Raw genomic sequence first — 18,661 nt, 5'->3', positions numbered from 1 at the left:
CCTCTTCATAACGAGATAGTATTAACTAATCAAATGGAAACCATAGGTTGGCCTGATTACAACTTGATATTCGCCTCATCGAAGTATTCTTCCAGAGTTAACCCACTCTTCGCCACATCCGGTGCCAAATCTGTACCGATGTACCGGATATGCCAAGGCTCATAGACGTACCCTGTGGTATCTTCTTCACCTTGCAGATAACGGATGACATATCCGTATTCTGCAGCGTGTTCAGCCAACCACTGGCCTTCCTTCGATGTGCCAAATACCTCTTCCAGCACATTGCCCACACTCGGGCTGGATACATCAATGGCAAGACCGGTCTGATGTTCGCTTCGGCCTGGAACAGAGCTCACGCGATCCGTGTATTCTTGACCTTTGGTTTTGACATTGTTGTTATAGATGGATACCTGACGCTGATATGAACGATAACCGGACACCGCACGAAGCTCAATGCCATCCGCTTTTGCACCTGCAAACAACTTCTCCAGTGCCTCGGCTGCTTCCTTGCGCATATGCCGCTTCTCGTGTGGTTCATCGAAGGAGAACGGTACATTCGGCTCTACCAGATCGTCCGGCTCGTACCCGTCGGGCAGACTCCGTTGTTTGTTCACAATGACGGTCATAGACTCGGCATTGGTCACTACAGATTGTGCATCAATTGTCGTTTGCAGTGCGCTGATACTGCGTTTCTCCAGCAATGGATCTTCCGCTGTCCCACCATTCCCATTGTCCGAAGAGCCCTGTTCGCCCGCTGAAGCATTCCCAGGCTCGCTATCCGTGCCTTCACCGTTGTTGCCAGAAGATGATGTGTCATCCCCGCCAGCATTGTCGCCACCCGTTCCTTTATCCTCCGTAAAATGAACCGTTGTGCCGTCCGTCTCCTGTTGTGTGTTACCTGTTCCATTCGGATTCTGGCTCTCCTCTGTGCCTGAACCGTTCTGGCAGGCGGCAAGCAATGCTCCGCATATCATCAATGAGGACAGCATAACCACCATGCGGCGCTGTCTTCCTGTAGTTGATTTCATGTAAAAACTCCTATCGCAATAATATAAATGTTGTATAGTTCTCAGCGTGCAATGTTCCCTGCGACAGTATACCTTAATTGGGAGCGAAGCTCCACCGGTAAAGACGTCCTTTAGAAGAGATCCGAATGAACATATACGGGCTGTACAGCCTGTATGATCGTTTTTTGGACTTTTAGAGCAACATCCCCATGCTGTACACAATAGAAGTGAAATGGGAATATGCCTTCATATATTCCATATGCAAAAAAGTGATTATACCGAGATACACTTTACTAATGAGCATTGTTGGATAAAGACAAAATTCATCTTGTACCGGGAAATGAATTAAATCGAATAATGCAACATGCTGCAATAAAAACAGCAGGGGTGATCTGAGATCTCCCCCGCTCTAATGGGTGCATCATTTGGTTGCCGGACTGTCCGCCTTCTTCTGGACAGCCTGCCACATCCGCGCGGCTACACGCTCGCGGATCAACTCCAGCCCTGCGGTGGCCGGCACCCCCGGCAGCAGCGCCGTCAGCTCCGGCAAGGCCGGCGGCTTGCCCGGCCGCGTAAGGCGCACCTCAACGGCCCCAAAGCCCGGCCCCGGCTGGTGCATGGCGCCGTCCGCGGCGGCCTCGGCGATCCACTCGCCGACGGCCGCGCCGCCTTCGCCGCCCCGCACTTGCGGGCGGCCAGCCGTTTCCGCTGCGCGGCCGGGGCCGCTGGGATCATGGGCGAGTTCCTCCGCCCATGCCCCCAGCACGCCGGCGAGCAGCGCTTCGCGCGGCAGGCCGGCATGCGCCAGCTGCAGCAGCGGCTCGGCCGCGAGGCGCGCGGCTACGGCGCGCTCAGCGGCCGCGGCATGCGCGCAGCTCGGGCGGCCGCAGGTGCATGCCACGGCCGCGCTGGCCGTTGCTGCGCCTGGCGAGCCCTCGGGCGCTTGCGCAGCCGGCAGCAGCCCGGCAAGCTCCTCGGGCGCCGGGCCGCCGCGCAGCAGGGCGTACAGCGTCAGCGGGCGCTTGCGCAGTTGAGCCAGCACAGCCTCGCGCTGGGCTTCGCTCAGTCGCGCCGGCGTTCCCGTGACCGTGAACATGCCTGCGGCTGATCCGGTCTTGCCCTCAGCAGCGGAAGCAGAAACGGAAACTTCCTGGTCCGCTGCTGTATTGACTTCTGCTGTCCATCCACCGGGGGACATATGCAGCTCGATCTTCCATTTTTCGCTCACAATAATCCCCCTTTCTCAACATCTATATTCCCCTGAATGCTCAAGGTCACAGCCACGTCTCACCCTGAAGTGAGATTAGACCGCGCAGCTCATCATCCGACATCTCGGTCAGCCAGTTCTCACCCGAACCAACGACCTGCTCGGAGAGTGCCTTCTTGCTTTCGATCAACTCATCAATCCGTTCCTCCAGCGTTCCCTGACAGATCAGCTTATGCACCTGCACGTTGCGATTCTGTCCAATTCGGAATACACGGTCCGTCGCCTGATTCTCAACCGCGGGATTCCACCACCGATCATAGTGAACGACATGACTCGCCCGTGTCAGATTCAGACCCACACCTCCGGCACGAAGAGATAGAACAAACATGGACGGCCCCTCTCCTTTTTGGAAAGTCTCCACCATATCATCTCTTTGCGCCTTCGACACACCACCATGCAGGAAATAAGGTTCTTCCTCATATCGCTGTTTCAACCTCGATACCAACAAATCTCCCATAGCAACATACTGCGTGAAAATCAGGGCGGATTCCCCGTTATCACGGATGGCATCCAGCAGTTCAAGCAAACGTTCCATCTTACCGGATGCCTCAGCCTTGCCGTGGTCTTTCCGATTACTGTCCGCCAGCACCGGATGATCACAGATCTGTTTGAGCTTGGTCAGGGAGGACAGCACAATCCCCTTCCGGGCAATACCATTTCTGCCGTCCAGACCACCCATCAGATCATCCACCACACGCTGGTACAGCACCGTCTGCTCCGGCGTCAGAGAACAATAGGATTTCAGTTCAAGCTTCTCTGGCAGATCCTTGCGAATATCCGGATCACTTTTCAACCTGCGCAGCATGAATGGAGATACCAGTCGATGAAGCTCACGCAAGGAGGCTGCATTTTCTTCGGATGGCCCCAGTCCCGTATACCGCTGGCGGAACGATGAAGCTGTTCCCAAATACCCCGGATTGAGAAACTGGAAAATCGACCATAGTTCGCTCAATCGGTTCTCTACAGGCGTTCCCGTCATCGCAATACGATGAAGTGTAGACAGGCGCATCACGCTTTGCGCTTGTTTGGTACGGTAGTTCTTAATATATTGTGCCTCATCCAGCACAATGGTGGACCAGTGCAATGAAGCCAGATCCGGGCCATCTCTGCCTGCCAGATGATAGGTCGTCAGTACAATGTCATGCGTCTGCGCTTCTGCCTGAAAATCATTCCCGTGCAGCCGTTGTCCGCCATGATGAATATATAGGGACAGATCCGGGGCAAACCGCTTCAGCTCACGCTGCCAGTTTCCAAGCAGCGAGGTAGGACACACAATAAGTGCAGGCAGATGAACATGCTGCTCATTCGTGTGCTGATCCGCCGGGAAAGAATCATCTGATCCATTCAGGAGCTCATTCTCACGCGCTTCCTCTTCAGCTGCCTGGCGTTCCTCATGTTTGCGGTCCAGCAGACAGGTAATTACCTGAATGGTCTTCCCAAGTCCCATATCGTCCGCGAGACATACGCCAAAGCCCAGCTCACGCATAGCGGATAACCATTGGTAACCTCGTTCCTGATAAGGTCTTAGTTCACCATGCAATTCTGCCGGAACCTGACGAGGCTCAATGCTGCGAAGCACCTGTCCATCGAGCAGGAAAGCAAGCATCCCATCAGATTCGGCACCAAAGACGGAAAGACCCTTCCAGGCGGAATCCTCCCCTTCATCCGCTGCCAGATGCAGCCATTCGGAGAGAGGCATATATTGTTCTTCTTCTTTTTTCATATAACGCAGGACTTGGCGAATCTCTTTTGTATCCACTTCAATCCATTCACCACGGAACATGACATACGGAACTGTGGATTCAGCCAGTGCTGCCAGTTCCTCCGCCGTGACCGGTTTACCATCCAGCATAGGCTCTGCTTTGAAAGCAACCAATTGTTCCATGCCCAGTGCCGATGTGGCTCCAGGCAAACGCTCTGTTCCCCGATTCAACATCTGCAGACGTAGTCCCGCACGACGTTTCCCGGCACGACTCCACCTTGAAGGCATAAGAACGGTTATCCCTGCCTTCTGCAAACGTGGAACTGCATGCGTGAGAAATTCAAAGAAACCCTGCTGCTCCAGCTTAATTTCCTCCGGACGAGCGGTAAGCAGCGCCGTCTCCAGTTCAGGTGCCAGTTCTGCTGCTTGCCCAAGTGCCATCAATAATTGCTCTGCCGCCGAGGTATACAACACCTTCCCTCGGTCCAGATCTCGCTCCGGATGTGCCCAGATAGTCCGTGCAGGCAACCTCAGGCTTGGTTCCTGCTCACTGTCCACCCAAAAGCTGATTCCCCAGATCGTTTCATGTTCGCCCAGTGGAGGCTCCAAGCGGAGCACCAGCTTCAATTGGCCTTCAGCAGGTGCCATCTCTTCTGCTCCCACGATTGGCATTGACGTTCCACCCACTTCTTGCAGCGTATGAATAAACGCTGTCATATCGTCCGTCGGCCCTTGCACAGTCACAGGACGGAACATCGAGATCAGACTGTTCCACCAGAGTTCGGCTACTGGCGAAGATCCGCGTCGATATGGGGTGCGGTAACGGGACAGTTCACTGTCCATACTCTCCAGTTCACTTGTCACTACAGCATGAATCATGCCACTCATGAATGAAAATAATACCGCAGCCCCTGCTTCTTCACGCGTTTCCGGTTCCACTGAAGCATAAGCTCCAGGAGCGGCCAATCCAATCGGAGGCATCGCTTCAGCAAGATCGCGGAAGCGTTCGATGTCCTCCTCCTGCTGCAAGCGTGGCCGCCATACGCCTGTTAATGTCTCTTGCCCGGTCCGTCGCCGTGCTCCGGTCTTTGCTGCGAATTCAGCCGATGGAGCAATCGCTCCCCGCAACAGCAGCTCCTGTGTGAACTGCGCTGCTTTGATCCAGTAACGCATCTCTTCTCCAACCTGAATTCCGGCTGCATTTAACAAACGGTCATCCCATTGAAGCAGCAACCTGAAGGCATCCTTAGGCGAGACTGCCAATCCTTCCAATGTGCGCCCCAGCAGCTGACGCCGCTTCGTGTTCTTGGCTTCAGCCGTGTTCCTCAGCGGATTCGGCCAGCGCAGCTCCGCAAGACGCAGAGCGGCAGGCTGAAACAGACGACCCCCGTCGCCAAAATTCAACCTTCTTACCACGTGGCTCCATGCATCCACACGCGGTTCCGATGTTTCACCGGAAAAACAAAAAAATACGTCACCAAGCCATACTCCATACAGCGATTGCATCATTAAAGTCTCCCGTCATCCCTTCGCATTGTTACTCTCCATCATATACGAAAATGACCGGATTTAAAAACCTTTGCCCATAAAAAGTGGTTATTTCGAGGGTTAGGGCGTGTCTCAAAACTCGCTGAAGTGCATCTTTTACCCCCTTTTCGCCCCCTTCTGCGTCACTTTCCCTTGAAGTGCCCCGGCACGCCTGCGGAAAACTTTCTTGCTTGGAACGAAATTTCGGCAAAATCTGCTTCCTTCGGAGTTTTCAGACACGCCCTAGCGGCACAAAAAAATGTCCCTTCTCCCGAAAAGCGGATGAGGAACATTTGGGTAAACCGAAGGAAATACTGAATATTGAAAGAATTACGGATCGTTATACTCCTATGATCTGATCAAGCTGCCCAGTAATACATCCAGGTTCAAAATGCCTGCACGATGATCTTCACAGAACCCGATTTTGTCAAAAACGCCAAGCATGAAACGGCGGTGTTCCTCAGCAGGTTCCTCGAAACGATCGTAACTTACGACAGAATCGACCATATCTACGATCAGCGGTACAAATCCACCTTTGTAAGGCACCACAATAATACGTGTAGAAGAAGTATCCTCCTGGTCCGGCATGCCTAACAATACACGAAGACTCACAACCGAAACGACCTTACCGTACAGCGAAGCAAAACCTCTGATCTCTGGGCTTCCAAATGGAACTGTTGTCACCTGTACCATTCTGATGATCTCATGAACTTCATCAATTCGTAGTGCAAAGATCTGGTCTCCTACCGAAAAATTAATATATTGCATTCCCTCGTCCATAGTTATCCCCATACCCTCTCATTCCGTATAATCAGACTACTTTCGTCCCATTAGATGTTACTTTGGTTTATCGGTTATTTTTGACCAAATGTTTAGGCTTCAGATCAATTTTGCCAACTTCAACAGACGTTGCATTACGGTTGCTGTCTCCGCTCTGCTCATTTGCCCTGTTGTAGAGGGTGGTGGAAGTTAGTCGTTTTAATATTGAGCGTAAGTAACCTGACATTGGATTGAAAAATGATATTCGAAAAAAGACCAAAGATCAGCTTTATGCCGATTTTTGGTCTTTTTTATCCCCATATATTTATGGATCTGTTTCTATGTTTTCAAATACTTGGAACAAAAAAGCGAATTCCCTGTGGATAACTTGTTTTATTACTCCAAAACAACTGTTTTATCGGATGAAAACACGAGTTATACCTGATTTGTGGATAAGTTGTGCACATATTGCACACATGCTGTGGATATCTTTAGCATTTCATGTGGATATTCATTAATTTAATGTGGACATGTTGTGTATTTGTTTGTAAATCTGACGTAAAATCTGAATTTCCGCTTCAGTTATCCATTACTGTGGACACGTTGTGGACACGCCCAATTTCCTTCGCTGTAGTTATTCGACCAATTCACCCTGACGCATGATCAGCCTGTCATCAATGTACACGTCCGGCTTTTGTACAACTGCATCAATATGAACACCCGCGGCAATCGTTCCACCAAATGTGTTATTGCTGCCAAAGGCCACATGAATTGTGCCGTATACCTTCTCATCTTCCAGCACCACACCCGTGATTCGTGCCTTGTTATTGGTACCGATCCCGAATTCGCCAAGAAAACGACCATCGCCCTCACCAAGCGTTTCCAGTAATTGAGCCCCATCTGGTCCTTCAGCTGACACCAACCGTCCTTCACTAACGGTTAATAGCATCGGTTCACGGAGTGCCCCAATTCCAGCAACGGAACCATCTACAATAATACTGCCCTCGCCCTTGCCCTCGACGGGAGCAATATAGGCTTCTCCTGACGGCAAGTTGCCCGATTCACCAGGGTTCAAATACATACCTGTGCTTGGTACACCGTTACGATCTTCAATGGAAAAGGAAAGACTATGGCCCTGCTTCTCTATTCGCACATGGCGACCTGCGGTTAATAGAGCCGTTACCTTCTCGGTCAACGCCTTTACTTGCGAATATTCAGCTGTAATGGCTCCGTTCACAAACATATCCTCTGTCATGCCGGGCATTGTTGCCACTCGGGTACCAGAGGCAGCGGCTTTTTTGCGTGCCTGGGTATGTGTTAATGAATATCGCGTTACACACACGGCTACATCTGCTCGAATCATGGCCTCTGCAATCGGCGCAGGCGGCTCTTCTCCAGATCTGCTGCGTTCCTTCATGATTAACAGGACCGACTCTGCACCAAGTGCTTTGCCTGCCTCATAGATGGATTCAGCCAAATCCCGTTTCATATCGTCTGCGACAACTACCAGATTCTCTCCGCTGCGCAGTCCGAGACATTCGATTAGCACATTTTTACTGATTTTCACACGTTGCTGACTCATACATTCATCTCTCCTATCTTTGGTTAATCCTCTTCGTAACTCGACTTGACCCTTTCGACAATTGGTACGGGATTCCTGCGTATCCAAACCTGAACTCACCTCAAGGTATCGGCCCATTCAGTGAGGATTGCAGCCGTTTCCTTATACTGAAACGTCGGAAAGTAATGTCCATGGGGTACATCTATCCGTTTGACCTGTGAGTTCATATCCTGGGGATAGTGATATTCCCGATCTTGATTGGCCCATACAACTAATACATTCTTGGCATAATGCTGACTTTCCATTTTCGCCCACAACGTTGATCTGGCGCCTTTCCTCTGACCCGAGTGGATCCAGCGCAACAAGTCTGCATGCGCTCCTGCGATGCGAGGGGACTGGAGACTGGAGCGTATTCTCTTGCCCATGGTATCGGCCATAACACTGCTTACGCCGCTATGTGAACTGAACATTTGATTCCAACTTTTCTCCGATCTGCCACGCAGCAGGGAGCGCATCACCCCTCTTGGCAAACGGGAAATCCCTCTTAGCACATTCGGATTCGAATTGTTGGCAACTGGCTGAAGCAAACCTAACCGAATGTCTGTCCGCCCGCTACGCATCTGTGCCGCAGCTGCAATAGCAGCCCCTACTGAATGACCAACCAGCTTCACCGGACCCTCAAACTCACCAAGAGCCGTAAGCAGTGCATCCACCTGACCTTCAAACGCTTCATCTCCCTGATGTACAGGAGACCGGCCAAATCCAGCGAGATCGATTAACCATACCGGGTTCCCGGTCCGTTCCCTAAGCTGTTGTCCCAAAGGTAACATCTCATCCGCAGATTGAAGCAAACCATGTACAATAATCCAAGGCTCTCCCTCACCCTCCCAACCAAGCATAGCCATATTTCCGCTCCGTGACCGAGTATAATCTGTCGGAAAACCCTCAGGTAACGGCGTATACCTCAGACGATAGTCCAGATCGGCTGTAACCAGAGGAAGCTGTTCCCGGATGTCCGGCCAGGATTGCCCCATACGTGTAAACAGAGCCTCCGTCTCTTCAACCGGGAATGATCTGTTGGTAATAAAAGCAACCGACTCCGTTGGAACACCACTGATGCGTGTGCCCCCTGATTTCATGATCCATTGAATCCATCGTAGTGGCACAGCCCCTTTGGGCTTGGGTACGTCCAATTGCTGTGCCAAGAGTTGCAGTAGTTCCTTCATATTGGGACTGTCTTCCCTCCGCGCCAATAATGGATAAGTTCCTCCGACTGGAGCAGCTTCCCTGGATAGAAAAACAAGCGTCTGTGCAACAATGTCATTCTCCACAAGCGGTAACCAATAGGATGAACCTCCCGGCACTACTGGCATAAGTCCTTTCTGAATCGCCTGAATGAGCAGTCCAATCCCACCCGTTTGCTCGGTTTCACCGGTGGGACGTGGCCCAACCACTGTACTCGGATTTACAACTGATAAGGGATAGTGATGCTGTTCTGCATGCTCGCGAATGTGCAGATCGGCATGGAACTTCATCTCTTCATATGCACTTTCATTGTTATCCACATGCTCAACCTGTAGATAATCCCCCTGTTCATTCCGCTCTCCATAAGGACTCATATAACCAACAACGTGGATAAAGTGTCTCAATCCATGAGTACAGTGGATTTCCTGAGCTAGCTGTGCCAGTTCTCTGGCCCCGTTCATGAATATCTGCTCGGCTACTTTTCGTTCCAAAGTGACGTCCATCGTTCCTCCCGCATGAATGATCACATTTGCTTCAAGAGCACGCACCCGGTCCGCTGCGGTAAGTCCAAGACCCGACTTGGACAAATCACCTGTAATAAAGGTAATCCGGTCGAAATCCTCCACTCCATAAGCCTTCAGCACATTTCTGGCTCGCTGTTCCGAACGAACCAACAAGAGCAATTGTACGTCTCCTTGCGTAAGTTGTTTGACCGTTTCTTTGCCGATAAAACCTGTGCTTCCTGTCATAAAAATGATCGTGGCTTCAATATCAGACTTGCTTATTACCTGATTCATGTTTGTTGAATTTGCTGCTGTGTTTTCTTCTTTGGATACACGGTTAGTATGTACAATCATTCTGTTACGGCTCCTTTTAGTACTATATAGTACTAGTTATATTCAAAAAAAGAGCTTCGATTAACGAAGCATCTGACAAAACGTACGTGCCGATTGTTCTATAATCCCAACATCACGGGCAGTTCCCGCCAGGATTAGTGAACCCTCCAGTGCTGCAATAAACAACAACGCAGCCGGTCCCGGCTCGATCTCTTTGCGAAATTCACCGCGATCCAAACCTTGCTGAAACAACTTCTCCACCATAGGTCTAAGCTCACGAAAGAATCTGGATATGCTTTCCTTCACTTGGGGTGCACTGTCCGGTGTCTGCATATATAACGTAACAAAAGGACAGCTCCCTTCGTAATTTCGGCCCTCAATGCCTGCCGACAGTAATGCCATGAATGAGTATATACGCTCCTCCACTCCTCGCTCACGCTGACTGAGAAGCAGATACAGCTCCGACTCATACTGGGCAACCCAGTATTGAACCACAGCCTGAAGCAGTTCCTCCTTGTTTTTAAAATGATAATAAATATTCGACTTCGATACCCCACTCACTCGCACGACTTCATCCATGCTGACGTAGCTGTACCCCTGACGCAGAAATAATTGTGCCGCCACTTCAACTGCCTTTGTCCGGTTCACCGGATTGGAACTCTTGGATTTGGCGGGTCCCGTGTTCATTTTTGGATTTCTCATATTTAGAACTATACAGTACTAGTAAGTTGAAAACAAGTATTTCTGTTAACAAATGAGGACCTCCCACTCCATCTAAACCATACTTGTCCACATTTAGAGTGTTATACACACAGGATATCCACATATAGTATAAACTCTGTGTTAAATACGTCATGGGATCGTTAAACTGCTTTGGGGTTATCCACATTTCAGGGATATTACTAACTTTGAACTTTTCAGTGCGCTGTTGGCTCCTCGGAAAAACCAAAACAGACCAACCAGAATAAAATTTCTGGTTGGCCTGTTTCAATTATCTTATATATTCGATAGACTAACTTTTCTATCCGAAAATTTCTGAACAGTTTTTGGTAACCTTTGGATACCGTCCATGATCCGAATTATTTTTTCAGACTATCCCAGTTCTGCTGCAATGCGTCGAGCAATCCGGCTTTATCCGATTTGCCTGCAACGTAAGCCTGAATTGTGCTGCCATACTCTTGGGGAACCCCTTCAGGGAAACGGTTGAAGTTCCAGCTGAGTGTTTTGTTTTCCTGGCTATACTTCATAATCTCTGTGGCGAGGTCACCCAGATCCTCTTCGGATGCCGTGATGGAACTGAACGCCGGGATGAATTTGAACTCTTTTGTCATGTATTGTTTCCCGATATCCGAAGTGACGAGCCATTCCAAAAACTCTTTTGCTTCCGGTTTCACTTGAGAGTTCTTGTTCACAACCCAATAGTTCGGCACACCGACAAACAATTTGTCATTGGGTTCATTATTAATTGGCATTGGGAGGATACCCAGATTCAGGTCTGGATCAATTCCATCGATCTGTACTTGAGTCCAGTTTCCTTGTTGCATCATCGCCGCTTCTCCACTCGCAAACAACGTAACTTGCGTATTGTAGTCGGTTGTCAGCGGGTTTTTGTTGCTGTATTTCAGCGTTAAGTCGAGCAAGTTGATCCAGTCGGCGAACACTTGGTTGCCAGGAATCTTCTCCGTACTTTCGTTGAGTCCCTGGATGAATTTCACCGGATCTGCCTGATTTGCAAATGCGACGTTTACGTTATGATTGCCCAGCACCCACCACTCCTGATATCCGTTAGAGAATGGGGTAATGCCTGCGGCCTGAAGTTTCTGTGCAGCTTGATCCAATTGTTCCAGTGTCGTTGGAATTTCCGTAATACCCGCTTTTTGGAAGAGATCTTTGTTATAAATGAAACCATAACCCTCCAATGCGAGCGGCTGTCCGTAGAGTTTTCCGTCTTTGGTCATTGGCTCTTTGGCTACTTCGAGCGCATCCTTAGCCCATGATTCTCCAGACAGATCTTCCAGATATTCAAGCCATGTATCCAATTCACGATAACCACCTACGTTGAAAATGTCTGGTTGTTCGCCAGCGGCAAACTTGGCTTTTAATGCAGCACCATAGTCACTGCCGCCACCTACGGTTTGAATGTCCAGTTTGACGCCTGGATGGGAGGATTCATATTCCGCTTTGAGACGATTGAGCGCTTCCGCAATTTCGACTTTGAATTGGAAGATTTTAATGGTTTTATCTCCAGCAGCAGCCTCACCACCACCTTGAGCATCCGTGTTGACCGGACTGCCACTCTTGTCTCCATTGCCACAACCCGCGAGCATTACCGAAAAAGCAATCAGCATAAGCAACGTCAACTTTGTCATTCTTTTCATACATACACTCTCCCTATAGTAGTTTCAGTATAACCGTTCGACGAATGAATATTTACACTGGCATTCCGATGACAGAATAACCTTCCCTTGAAGCGTGTTTTCATTCTAACGAACCGACGCACGTTATTCGCACCTATTTGCTTTGCACAGGTTCCAATTTTAACGAATCACAGCGACGTTATTTCGTCGATTTAGTCAATTTTCAGGGCTCTGACGCCGCTTTACACCCGAATAACGTTACTGAGGTTCGTTACCCTTGATTATCCACCTATTAAGATGCGTTGGATTCGTTAGCGCTTTGGACAGGGCCCATACCATCACTTCACTCTGCAGAAGAAGTTCCTGGCTATACAAGCTTCTTTCTTGGTCATTTCTCTTTATCGGTCTTTTCTCTTTATTGCTCTTTCCCCAGGAGTCATGCCCAAGCTATGCGGGCATGACTCCCCTTTGCACACCTCCATGCGAGGTGGGAGTAAAGGGATCAAGAATGCGTTGCAGGAGCGGAGCGTTCGCCTTTGATACTCGGTGGCTTCCTTGCCCCAATCCATTCAGGCCACCGAGGAGCAACAGCGACCGAAAGCGCACCTTGATCCCGCCAGCGACCCTGCCCTCGCGCCTTCTCTGCCTTACCAATCTGTTCTTTAAATCTTTTCTTTCTTGGTCATTTCTTGAAGGATCTCTTTTCTTTAATGTTCTTTTCCCTAGGAGTCATGCCCAAGCTATGCGGGCATGACTCCCCTTTGCACACCTCCATGCGAGGTGGGAGCAAAGGGATCAAGAATGCGTTGCAGGAGCGGAGCGTTCGCCTTTGATACTCGGTGGCTTCCTTGCCCTAATCCATTCAGGCCACCGAGAAGCAACAGCGACCGAAAGCGCACCTTGATCCCGCCAGCGACCCTGCCCTCGCAACGCTTACCCTTTAACTGATCCAGCCGTAATCCCCTGAATGATATACTTCTGCATCAGCAGGAAGAAGATAATGATCGGCATGATGCCGAGCACAAGTGCTGGCAAGGCCAGATCCCATTGCTTCGTATATTGTCCGAAGAGTGCAAAGGTCGCAATCGGGATCGTACGCAGATTGGAGCTTTGCAGGATCAGCGATGGGAGCAGATAATCATTCCAGATCCAGAGTGTGTTCAGAATGATGACGGTTACATACATCGGTTTCATGAGTGGAAATACGATCCGGAAGAACACCCCGTAGGCAGAGCTTCCATCCACACGAGCCGCTTCCTCAATCTCCAGCGGGACGGATTTTACGAATCCGTGGAACAGGAAGACAGACATCGGTGCCCCGAAACCGAGATAACAGATAATGAGGCCGCCAAGGCTGTCGATCAATCCCAGATTACTGGTTACAGTAACGAGTGGAATCATGATAGACTGGAACGGAATCACCATAGCGGCAATGAACATGCCGAACAAAATACGGTTGAACCGGGTATCGCTGCGAACCATTCGGTACGCGGCCATGGAACTGATCAGCACAAGCAACAGATTGCTGACCACGGTAACGATAAGCGAGTTCATCAGTGCGGAAGGGAAGTTAATTTTCTCCCAGGCGTTCGCATAGTTGCCCCACTGAAACACTTCCGGCCATGCAGCCGAATTGGTGAGCAGGTCACCGAATGTTTTGACCGAATTCACAAACAGGAAGTAAAACGGAACCAGGAATAAAAGTCCAAGGAGTACCATGACAATCTCGGTTACAATGGTACTGAAGCGGTAATTTTTCGTCGTCTCCATTAGGCTTCTACCTCCTTGCTCTTCGTCAGACGTACCTGAATCATGGTGATAATGGCAACGATTACGAAGAACACGAGTGCTTTGGCGGTTCCGATGCCATATCTGTTATTCACAAAGGCTTCATTGTAAATATTAAGTGCAACCGACTCTGTTGATCCGAACGGTCCACCTTTGGTTAGCGACAGATTGAGATCAAACATTTTGAACGACCAGGAGATCGCCAGGAACAGACAGATTGTCACACCCGGCATAATGAGCGGAAGAATGATGCTCCGCAGTACCTGCCAGCGACTTGCGCCATCAATCTCGGCGGCTTCCAGCAGATCAGGGGATACATTTGTCAGAGATGAGATGTAGATGACCATCAGATAACCTGCGGTCTGCCATACAAACACAATCACGATTCCCCAGAAGGCGGTTGGTTCGTCTCCCAGCCAAGGAAGGTTGAAGAAGGACCAGCCGGTTACATCGCCTACTGCTGAAAACCCTTTCACAAATATGAACTGCCAGATAAAGCCGAGCAACAACCCACCGATCACGTTAGGCATAAAAAAGATCGTACGCAGAATGTTTCTCGTCTTGAGCGGTTTGGTCAGGAAATACGCCAGGAAAAAGCCAATCACATTGGTCAGTACCACACCAACCACGGTGAAGCGCACCGTAAACCAAAACGCCGTTTGGAACTTGGGATCATTCGCAAAAACATGCACGAAGTTATCAAACCCTACCCAATTAATGTTCTCCGATACCCCGTTCCAGTCCGTGAAGGAGTACACCATGCCAAGCAGGAAAGGGACCACGATGATGAGAATAAAAAACACGATGGAGGGACCCACGAACACAAGCTGCTGTAACAGCTGTGAAGATTTGCGATGCTTCATATCGTTCTCCCCTTCTATAGATGGATGAAATTGGTCTCTTTTTCTATTAAACCCCATTATCGCCGAGGGAAACACCGACCCGTGTGAACAGTTGGGGGTAAAATATTGTCCTCTCTTAACCTGCAACCAGAAGGGGTGTTCCGATGTCCAAATACTACAGTATACGCACCAAATTGATTGCCTTTATGCTCATTGCTACCACACTTCCACTGCTCGCATCGATCAGCATGACGTTTATCCAGACCAAGACAGCCCTGCGGGAACAGGCTGTTGAAGAGAACAAACGCCTGATCTACCAAGCGTCCACCAATCTCAACAACTATGTGGATAACGTGGCCAGAGCGTCGCTCGCTGTGTATAACGACCCGAACTTTCTGCGTAACTTGGCAAAAATTCCTGGTGATTATCGTGCGGTTGCCGAGGTGTACACCACTTTGCAGACAATACGCGCGGCTGTGCCGGATGTATTCCAGCTGTATTTGCACTCTTTTGCCGCCAATCAATCCACCTTAATTACAAATCCCTTTCCGAAGCGGGAGGAACGCAAACAGGCCTATTCCGGCTCGCTTCATGGAAAAACAGGCGGTGACAGCCCGGATATCTGGGTGGAATCGGCCCATATGAGTCACACGTACGGATTCAAGGCTGCCTCCCCCGATGACCCTGCCAGAACGGTCATTACCCTGCATCGGGTGATCAAGGATATTCCGTCCACCGAGCGTCTGGGTGTACTCGCCATTGATCTGAATATGAATACCATTGCAGCAATCTGTGGCAGGCTGTATGATCCGGCTAAGGAACAGATCTATGTTGTGGATGGTCAGAATCAGATCATTTACCAAGGTCGTTCCGAGGTCAATCATACGGATGCACTACGAGAGGAAACGGCTAGTGAACTGAATATCGCGCGATCTAGCGCTGGTACAGCCCAGAATGTCGCAGGACATTTTGAACAGGATCGATCCATGTATGTATACCAACAACTTGGCAGCACATACGCCGATTGGACCATCGTCAAACAGATTCCGAATGAGACGTTATACGCCAGGGCGACCACACTTACGTGGAATAACGCAATGATTGCCATTGCAGCACTTGTATTAGTCATTATTGCAACCTTGTTTATCTCCATCCGAATCACAGGTCCGCTCAAGCAACTCATGCGGTATATGAACCAAATTCAAGCCGGGCGTCTGCATGTGGATATCCATCTATCCAGCCGAGATGAATTCGGGGTGCTCGCTCGTCATTTCCGGGATATGATGGATACGGTAAATAATCTTATTTTGCGGGAATATCGACTCGAGATCGCCAATAAGACGAATCAGCTCAAAGCGTTGCAAGCACAGATTCATCCGCATTTTCTATATAACACACTGCAATCGATCGGTACACTTGCCCTTCAACAGCAGGGACAACGGGCGTATATACTACTCTCTAGCCTGTCCAAAATGCTGCGCTACAGCATGCGGGATCAGACCTGCGTGACCTTACGCGAAGAGGCGGAGCATGCCCGATTATATCTGGAACTGCAGCAGGAGCGGTTTGGTGACCGCCTTGAGGTGGATTTGGATTTTGCCGAAGATACCCTGTCTGTCGAAATCCCAAGAATGACGTTACAACCTTTAATTGAGAACTATTTCAAACATGGAGCGGATATTCAGCCTGGCAAAGGTCACATATCCCTATCCAGCCGCCGGATCAACGATCATTGGATTGAAATAGAACTGAATAATAACGGCCCCTCCATACCTGAAGATAAATTACTGGAGATCCGCGGATGGCTACATCAAAGTCATACAACAACCGGGTTATCCACACAAGAATCCGACGAGTCTGAATCCATCGGTCTACGAAATGTAATACGCCGACTTCAATTGAACTCACATCCCGGTCACTCAGCCAGGCTTGAGATCAGCAATCGGGAACCCAATGGTGTGAAGATTACGGTTAAACTATACGCGGGAGAGTGAACAACATGAAGGCACTGCTTGTAGATGATGAAAAACATGTCCGCGATGCCATAAGGTTGCTTGGTCATTGGGAAGAGTTTGGCATTGATACATTACTTGAAGCAGCAGACGGGGATGAAGCCATCGCCGCCATCACGGCACATCAACCTCAAATCATACTCAGTGACATGCGTATGCCGGGCAAGGACGGTATGGCATTGCTTGAATGGATATCAGCTCATGTCCCACACAGCAAAGTGCTGGTTATCAGCGGATATGACGATTTTGAACTCGTGAGGCATGCAATTAGGCATGGTGGTATGGACTACCTCCTGAAACCCGTGGAAGCAGATGAGCTGAATGCATCTCTATTAAAGGCCGTTACAGCTTGGGAAGAGGAAGACGCCATTCGGATACAATCCACCAGGCAATCCATCGTTGTTAATCGAATGCGCCCTCACTACCAGGATCGTCTGCTCACCGAACTTGCCGTCGGAAGAGGCAGCAGCCAATCACACATGCAGCGATTACAGGATGAGTTAAATCTCCCCCGTCTAATCTCTGTCTGTAGTGTCGCTGTCACCAGCCTGTCCCATCTGGATGCAGATTGTCTGGCAAAATACCGCAGTCAACCGGACCTGCTTGTGTTCTCCGTGCTCAATATCTGTGCCGAGATGTTATCCACACCAGACGAAGGTGTAATGTTTCGCCAGTTGGATCAACCGGACGAGATTGTTCTGCTGCATTGGGGTCCATCCACTTCATTGGAACATATTTTGGACAAGGTCAATCATGGATTGGAGCAGACGATTCAGCGCCGGCTTCATTTTGGCATCTCCACCTGTGAGTCCTACCCTGGCGGAATCTCAGCGGCCTATCTGGAAGCAAGTTCAAGGTTGTGGCGACGCAATACTGTGCAAATTAAACAGCGAATCCATGCCTCAGTGGAATCATCAAATGGGAATAAAATCAGGCGTTTAACCGCCCATGAAGAACCCCTGCGTATGGCAGCCATGAGTTGCCGGGCTTCCAGTGTATCCGCTGCGGTCGCCGAGTGGCTTGACCCGATTACTGATCTCAAGGTTGTCAGTGCTGAGCAGATCCAGCAATGGATCGAGGAGCTGGAATGGATGCTGAACCGCTGGCTTGATGATACAGCAGGTTCGTCATTTAAAGAGGAAGAAGTGACGGAGGAACAGTCTATTCCCTTTGCCGAGTTACCTTTGGACGCTGAAGGACTGTTATCCTTCCCCCTGCTTCGTTCATTGTTGGAACAACGACTGCTTGCCGCAGGAAAGGCACTCACCGCCCATCACCAAGCCAATCCTGATCCCATGAGTGAGATTGCACGTTATATGGACGCCCATTATCAGGAGGACCTATCCTTACAGCAGATTGCCGCGCGTTTCTACCTGAGCCGGGAGTATATTTCCCGCAAATTCAAACAGCAATTTGGCCTGAACTGGTCGGAATATCTCGGCAAACTGCGGATCAACAACGCCAAGCTGTTACTGCAAAACCCTTCCCTGCGTGTCGCCAAAATCTCGGAGATGGTTGGATTCCAGGACGAAAAGTATTTCAGCAAAGTGTTCAAAAAAATGGAGGGTATCACGCCAGCGGAATATCGTAAAACATTATTGGAGGCCGGTACTTAAAGAGTACCTGTTCAGAATTTATTTGAATTAAAAAGAGTACTCCCCGGCATGGCCTATCGGGAGTACTCTTTTTAATTTTAATTTCACAAAGAATAGCATAGATCAAGACGACTTGTTGGCTCTTTCTTTTCTAAGATAGGAT

General features: G+C 49.6%; 12 protein-coding genes. 2 read left to right on the top strand and 10 right to left on the bottom strand.

Going from position 1 to position 18,661, the window contains the following annotated elements:
* Window positions 1–56 precede the first annotated feature (56 nt).
* The 10 genes from ACETMN_RS03055 to ACETMN_RS03010 form a co-directional block, all read right to left on the bottom strand.
* A complete protein-coding gene (locus ACETMN_RS03055; protein ID WP_091018616.1) occupies window positions 57–1,028 on the bottom strand; it encodes a D-alanyl-D-alanine carboxypeptidase family protein in 972 nt (323 codons plus the stop codon).
* A 400-nt stretch (window positions 1,029–1,428) separates the two neighbouring features.
* Window positions 1,429–2,235 carry a hypothetical protein gene (locus tag ACETMN_RS03050; RefSeq protein WP_179198600.1) on the bottom strand — a complete coding sequence of 269 codons (807 nt, stop codon included), beginning with the start codon at window positions 2,233–2,235 and terminating at the stop codon, window positions 1,429–1,431.
* Between the two features lie 46 nt (window positions 2,236–2,281).
* Window positions 2,282–5,485 carry a DEAD/DEAH box helicase gene (locus ACETMN_RS03045; RefSeq protein ID WP_091018612.1) on the bottom strand — a complete coding sequence of 1,068 codons (3,204 nt, stop codon included), beginning with the start codon at window positions 5,483–5,485 and terminating at the stop codon, window positions 2,282–2,284.
* A gap of 366 nt (window positions 5,486–5,851) precedes the next feature.
* On the bottom strand, window positions 5,852–6,271 hold the full coding sequence (locus tag ACETMN_RS03040; RefSeq protein WP_164783412.1) for a chemotaxis protein CheW: 420 nt from the start codon (window positions 6,269–6,271) through the stop codon (window positions 5,852–5,854).
* Window positions 6,272–6,896: 625 nt separating this feature from the next.
* A complete protein-coding gene (locus ACETMN_RS03035) occupies window positions 6,897–7,844 on the bottom strand; it encodes an aminopeptidase (protein WP_091018609.1) in 948 nt (315 codons plus the stop codon).
* Between the two features lie 95 nt (window positions 7,845–7,939).
* On the bottom strand, window positions 7,940–9,925 hold the full coding sequence (locus ACETMN_RS03030; RefSeq protein ID WP_091018607.1) for an alpha/beta fold hydrolase: 1,986 nt from the start codon (window positions 9,923–9,925) through the stop codon (window positions 7,940–7,942).
* A gap of 60 nt (window positions 9,926–9,985) precedes the next feature.
* Window positions 9,986–10,552: a TetR/AcrR family transcriptional regulator gene (locus ACETMN_RS03025; RefSeq protein ID WP_091018670.1), complete on the bottom strand. Its 567-nt coding sequence runs from the start codon at window positions 10,550–10,552 to the stop codon at window positions 9,986–9,988.
* Window positions 10,553–10,983: 431 nt separating this feature from the next.
* Entirely contained in the window at window positions 10,984–12,282 is a 1,299-nt protein-coding gene (locus ACETMN_RS03020; protein WP_036607334.1) for an ABC transporter substrate-binding protein, read from the bottom strand.
* A 912-nt stretch (window positions 12,283–13,194) separates the two neighbouring features.
* Window positions 13,195–14,031 (bottom strand): carbohydrate ABC transporter permease, encoded by an 837-nt coding sequence (locus ACETMN_RS03015; RefSeq protein ID WP_047840283.1) that lies wholly within the window; start codon window positions 14,029–14,031, stop codon window positions 13,195–13,197.
* On the bottom strand, window positions 14,031–14,912 hold the full coding sequence (locus ACETMN_RS03010) for a carbohydrate ABC transporter permease (protein ID WP_036607341.1): 882 nt from the start codon (window positions 14,910–14,912) through the stop codon (window positions 14,031–14,033). Before ACETMN_RS03010 ends, ACETMN_RS03015 begins: the two co-directional genes overlap by 1 nt.
* A gap of 143 nt (window positions 14,913–15,055) precedes the next feature.
* Here ACETMN_RS03010 and ACETMN_RS03005 point away from each other — a divergent pair, with 143 nt between their 5' ends.
* Together ACETMN_RS03005 and ACETMN_RS03000 are read left to right on the top strand one after the other, a co-directional pair.
* Window positions 15,056–16,885 carry a sensor histidine kinase gene (locus ACETMN_RS03005; protein ID WP_091018606.1) on the top strand — a complete coding sequence of 610 codons (1,830 nt, stop codon included), beginning with the start codon at window positions 15,056–15,058 and terminating at the stop codon, window positions 16,883–16,885.
* A 5-nt stretch (window positions 16,886–16,890) separates the two neighbouring features.
* Window positions 16,891–18,519, top strand: coding sequence for a response regulator (locus ACETMN_RS03000; RefSeq protein WP_091018604.1), 1,629 nt, complete (start codon window positions 16,891–16,893; stop codon window positions 18,517–18,519).
* The last annotated feature ends 142 nt before the right edge of the window (window positions 18,520–18,661 follow it).

This window comes from Paenibacillus sp. M2 (assembly GCF_046713495.1).
In the GTDB taxonomy this organism is placed as follows: domain Bacteria; phylum Bacillota; class Bacilli; order Paenibacillales; family Paenibacillaceae; genus Paenibacillus; species Paenibacillus amylolyticus_B.
This window is presented reverse-complemented; position numbering and strand designations above follow the sequence as displayed.

Coding starts and splice junctions, on each gene's coding strand:
- ACETMN_RS03055 (WP_091018616.1), bottom strand. CDS start 1,028: ATGAAATCAACTACAGGAAGACAGCGCCGCATGGTGGTTATGCTGTCC.
- ACETMN_RS03045 (WP_091018612.1), bottom strand. CDS start 5,485: ATGATGCAATCGCTGTATGGAGTATGGCTTGGTGACGTATTTTTTTGT.
- ACETMN_RS03040 (WP_164783412.1), bottom strand. CDS start 6,271: ATGCAATATATTAATTTTTCGGTAGGAGACCAGATCTTTGCACTACGA.
- ACETMN_RS03035 (WP_091018609.1), bottom strand. CDS start 7,844: ATGAGTCAGCAACGTGTGAAAATCAGTAAAAATGTGCTAATCGAATGT.
- ACETMN_RS03030 (WP_091018607.1), bottom strand. CDS start 9,925: ATGATTGTACATACTAACCGTGTATCCAAAGAAGAAAACACAGCAGCA.
- ACETMN_RS03020 (WP_036607334.1), bottom strand. CDS start 12,282: ATGAAAAGAATGACAAAGTTGACGTTGCTTATGCTGATTGCTTTTTCG.
- ACETMN_RS03015 (WP_047840283.1), bottom strand. CDS start 14,031: ATGGAGACGACGAAAAATTACCGCTTCAGTACCATTGTAACCGAGATT.
- ACETMN_RS03010 (WP_036607341.1), bottom strand. CDS start 14,912: ATGAAGCATCGCAAATCTTCACAGCTGTTACAGCAGCTTGTGTTCGTG.
- ACETMN_RS03005 (WP_091018606.1), top strand. CDS start 15,056: ATGTCCAAATACTACAGTATACGCACCAAATTGATTGCCTTTATGCTC.
- ACETMN_RS03000 (WP_091018604.1), top strand. CDS start 16,891: ATGAAGGCACTGCTTGTAGATGATGAAAAACATGTCCGCGATGCCATA.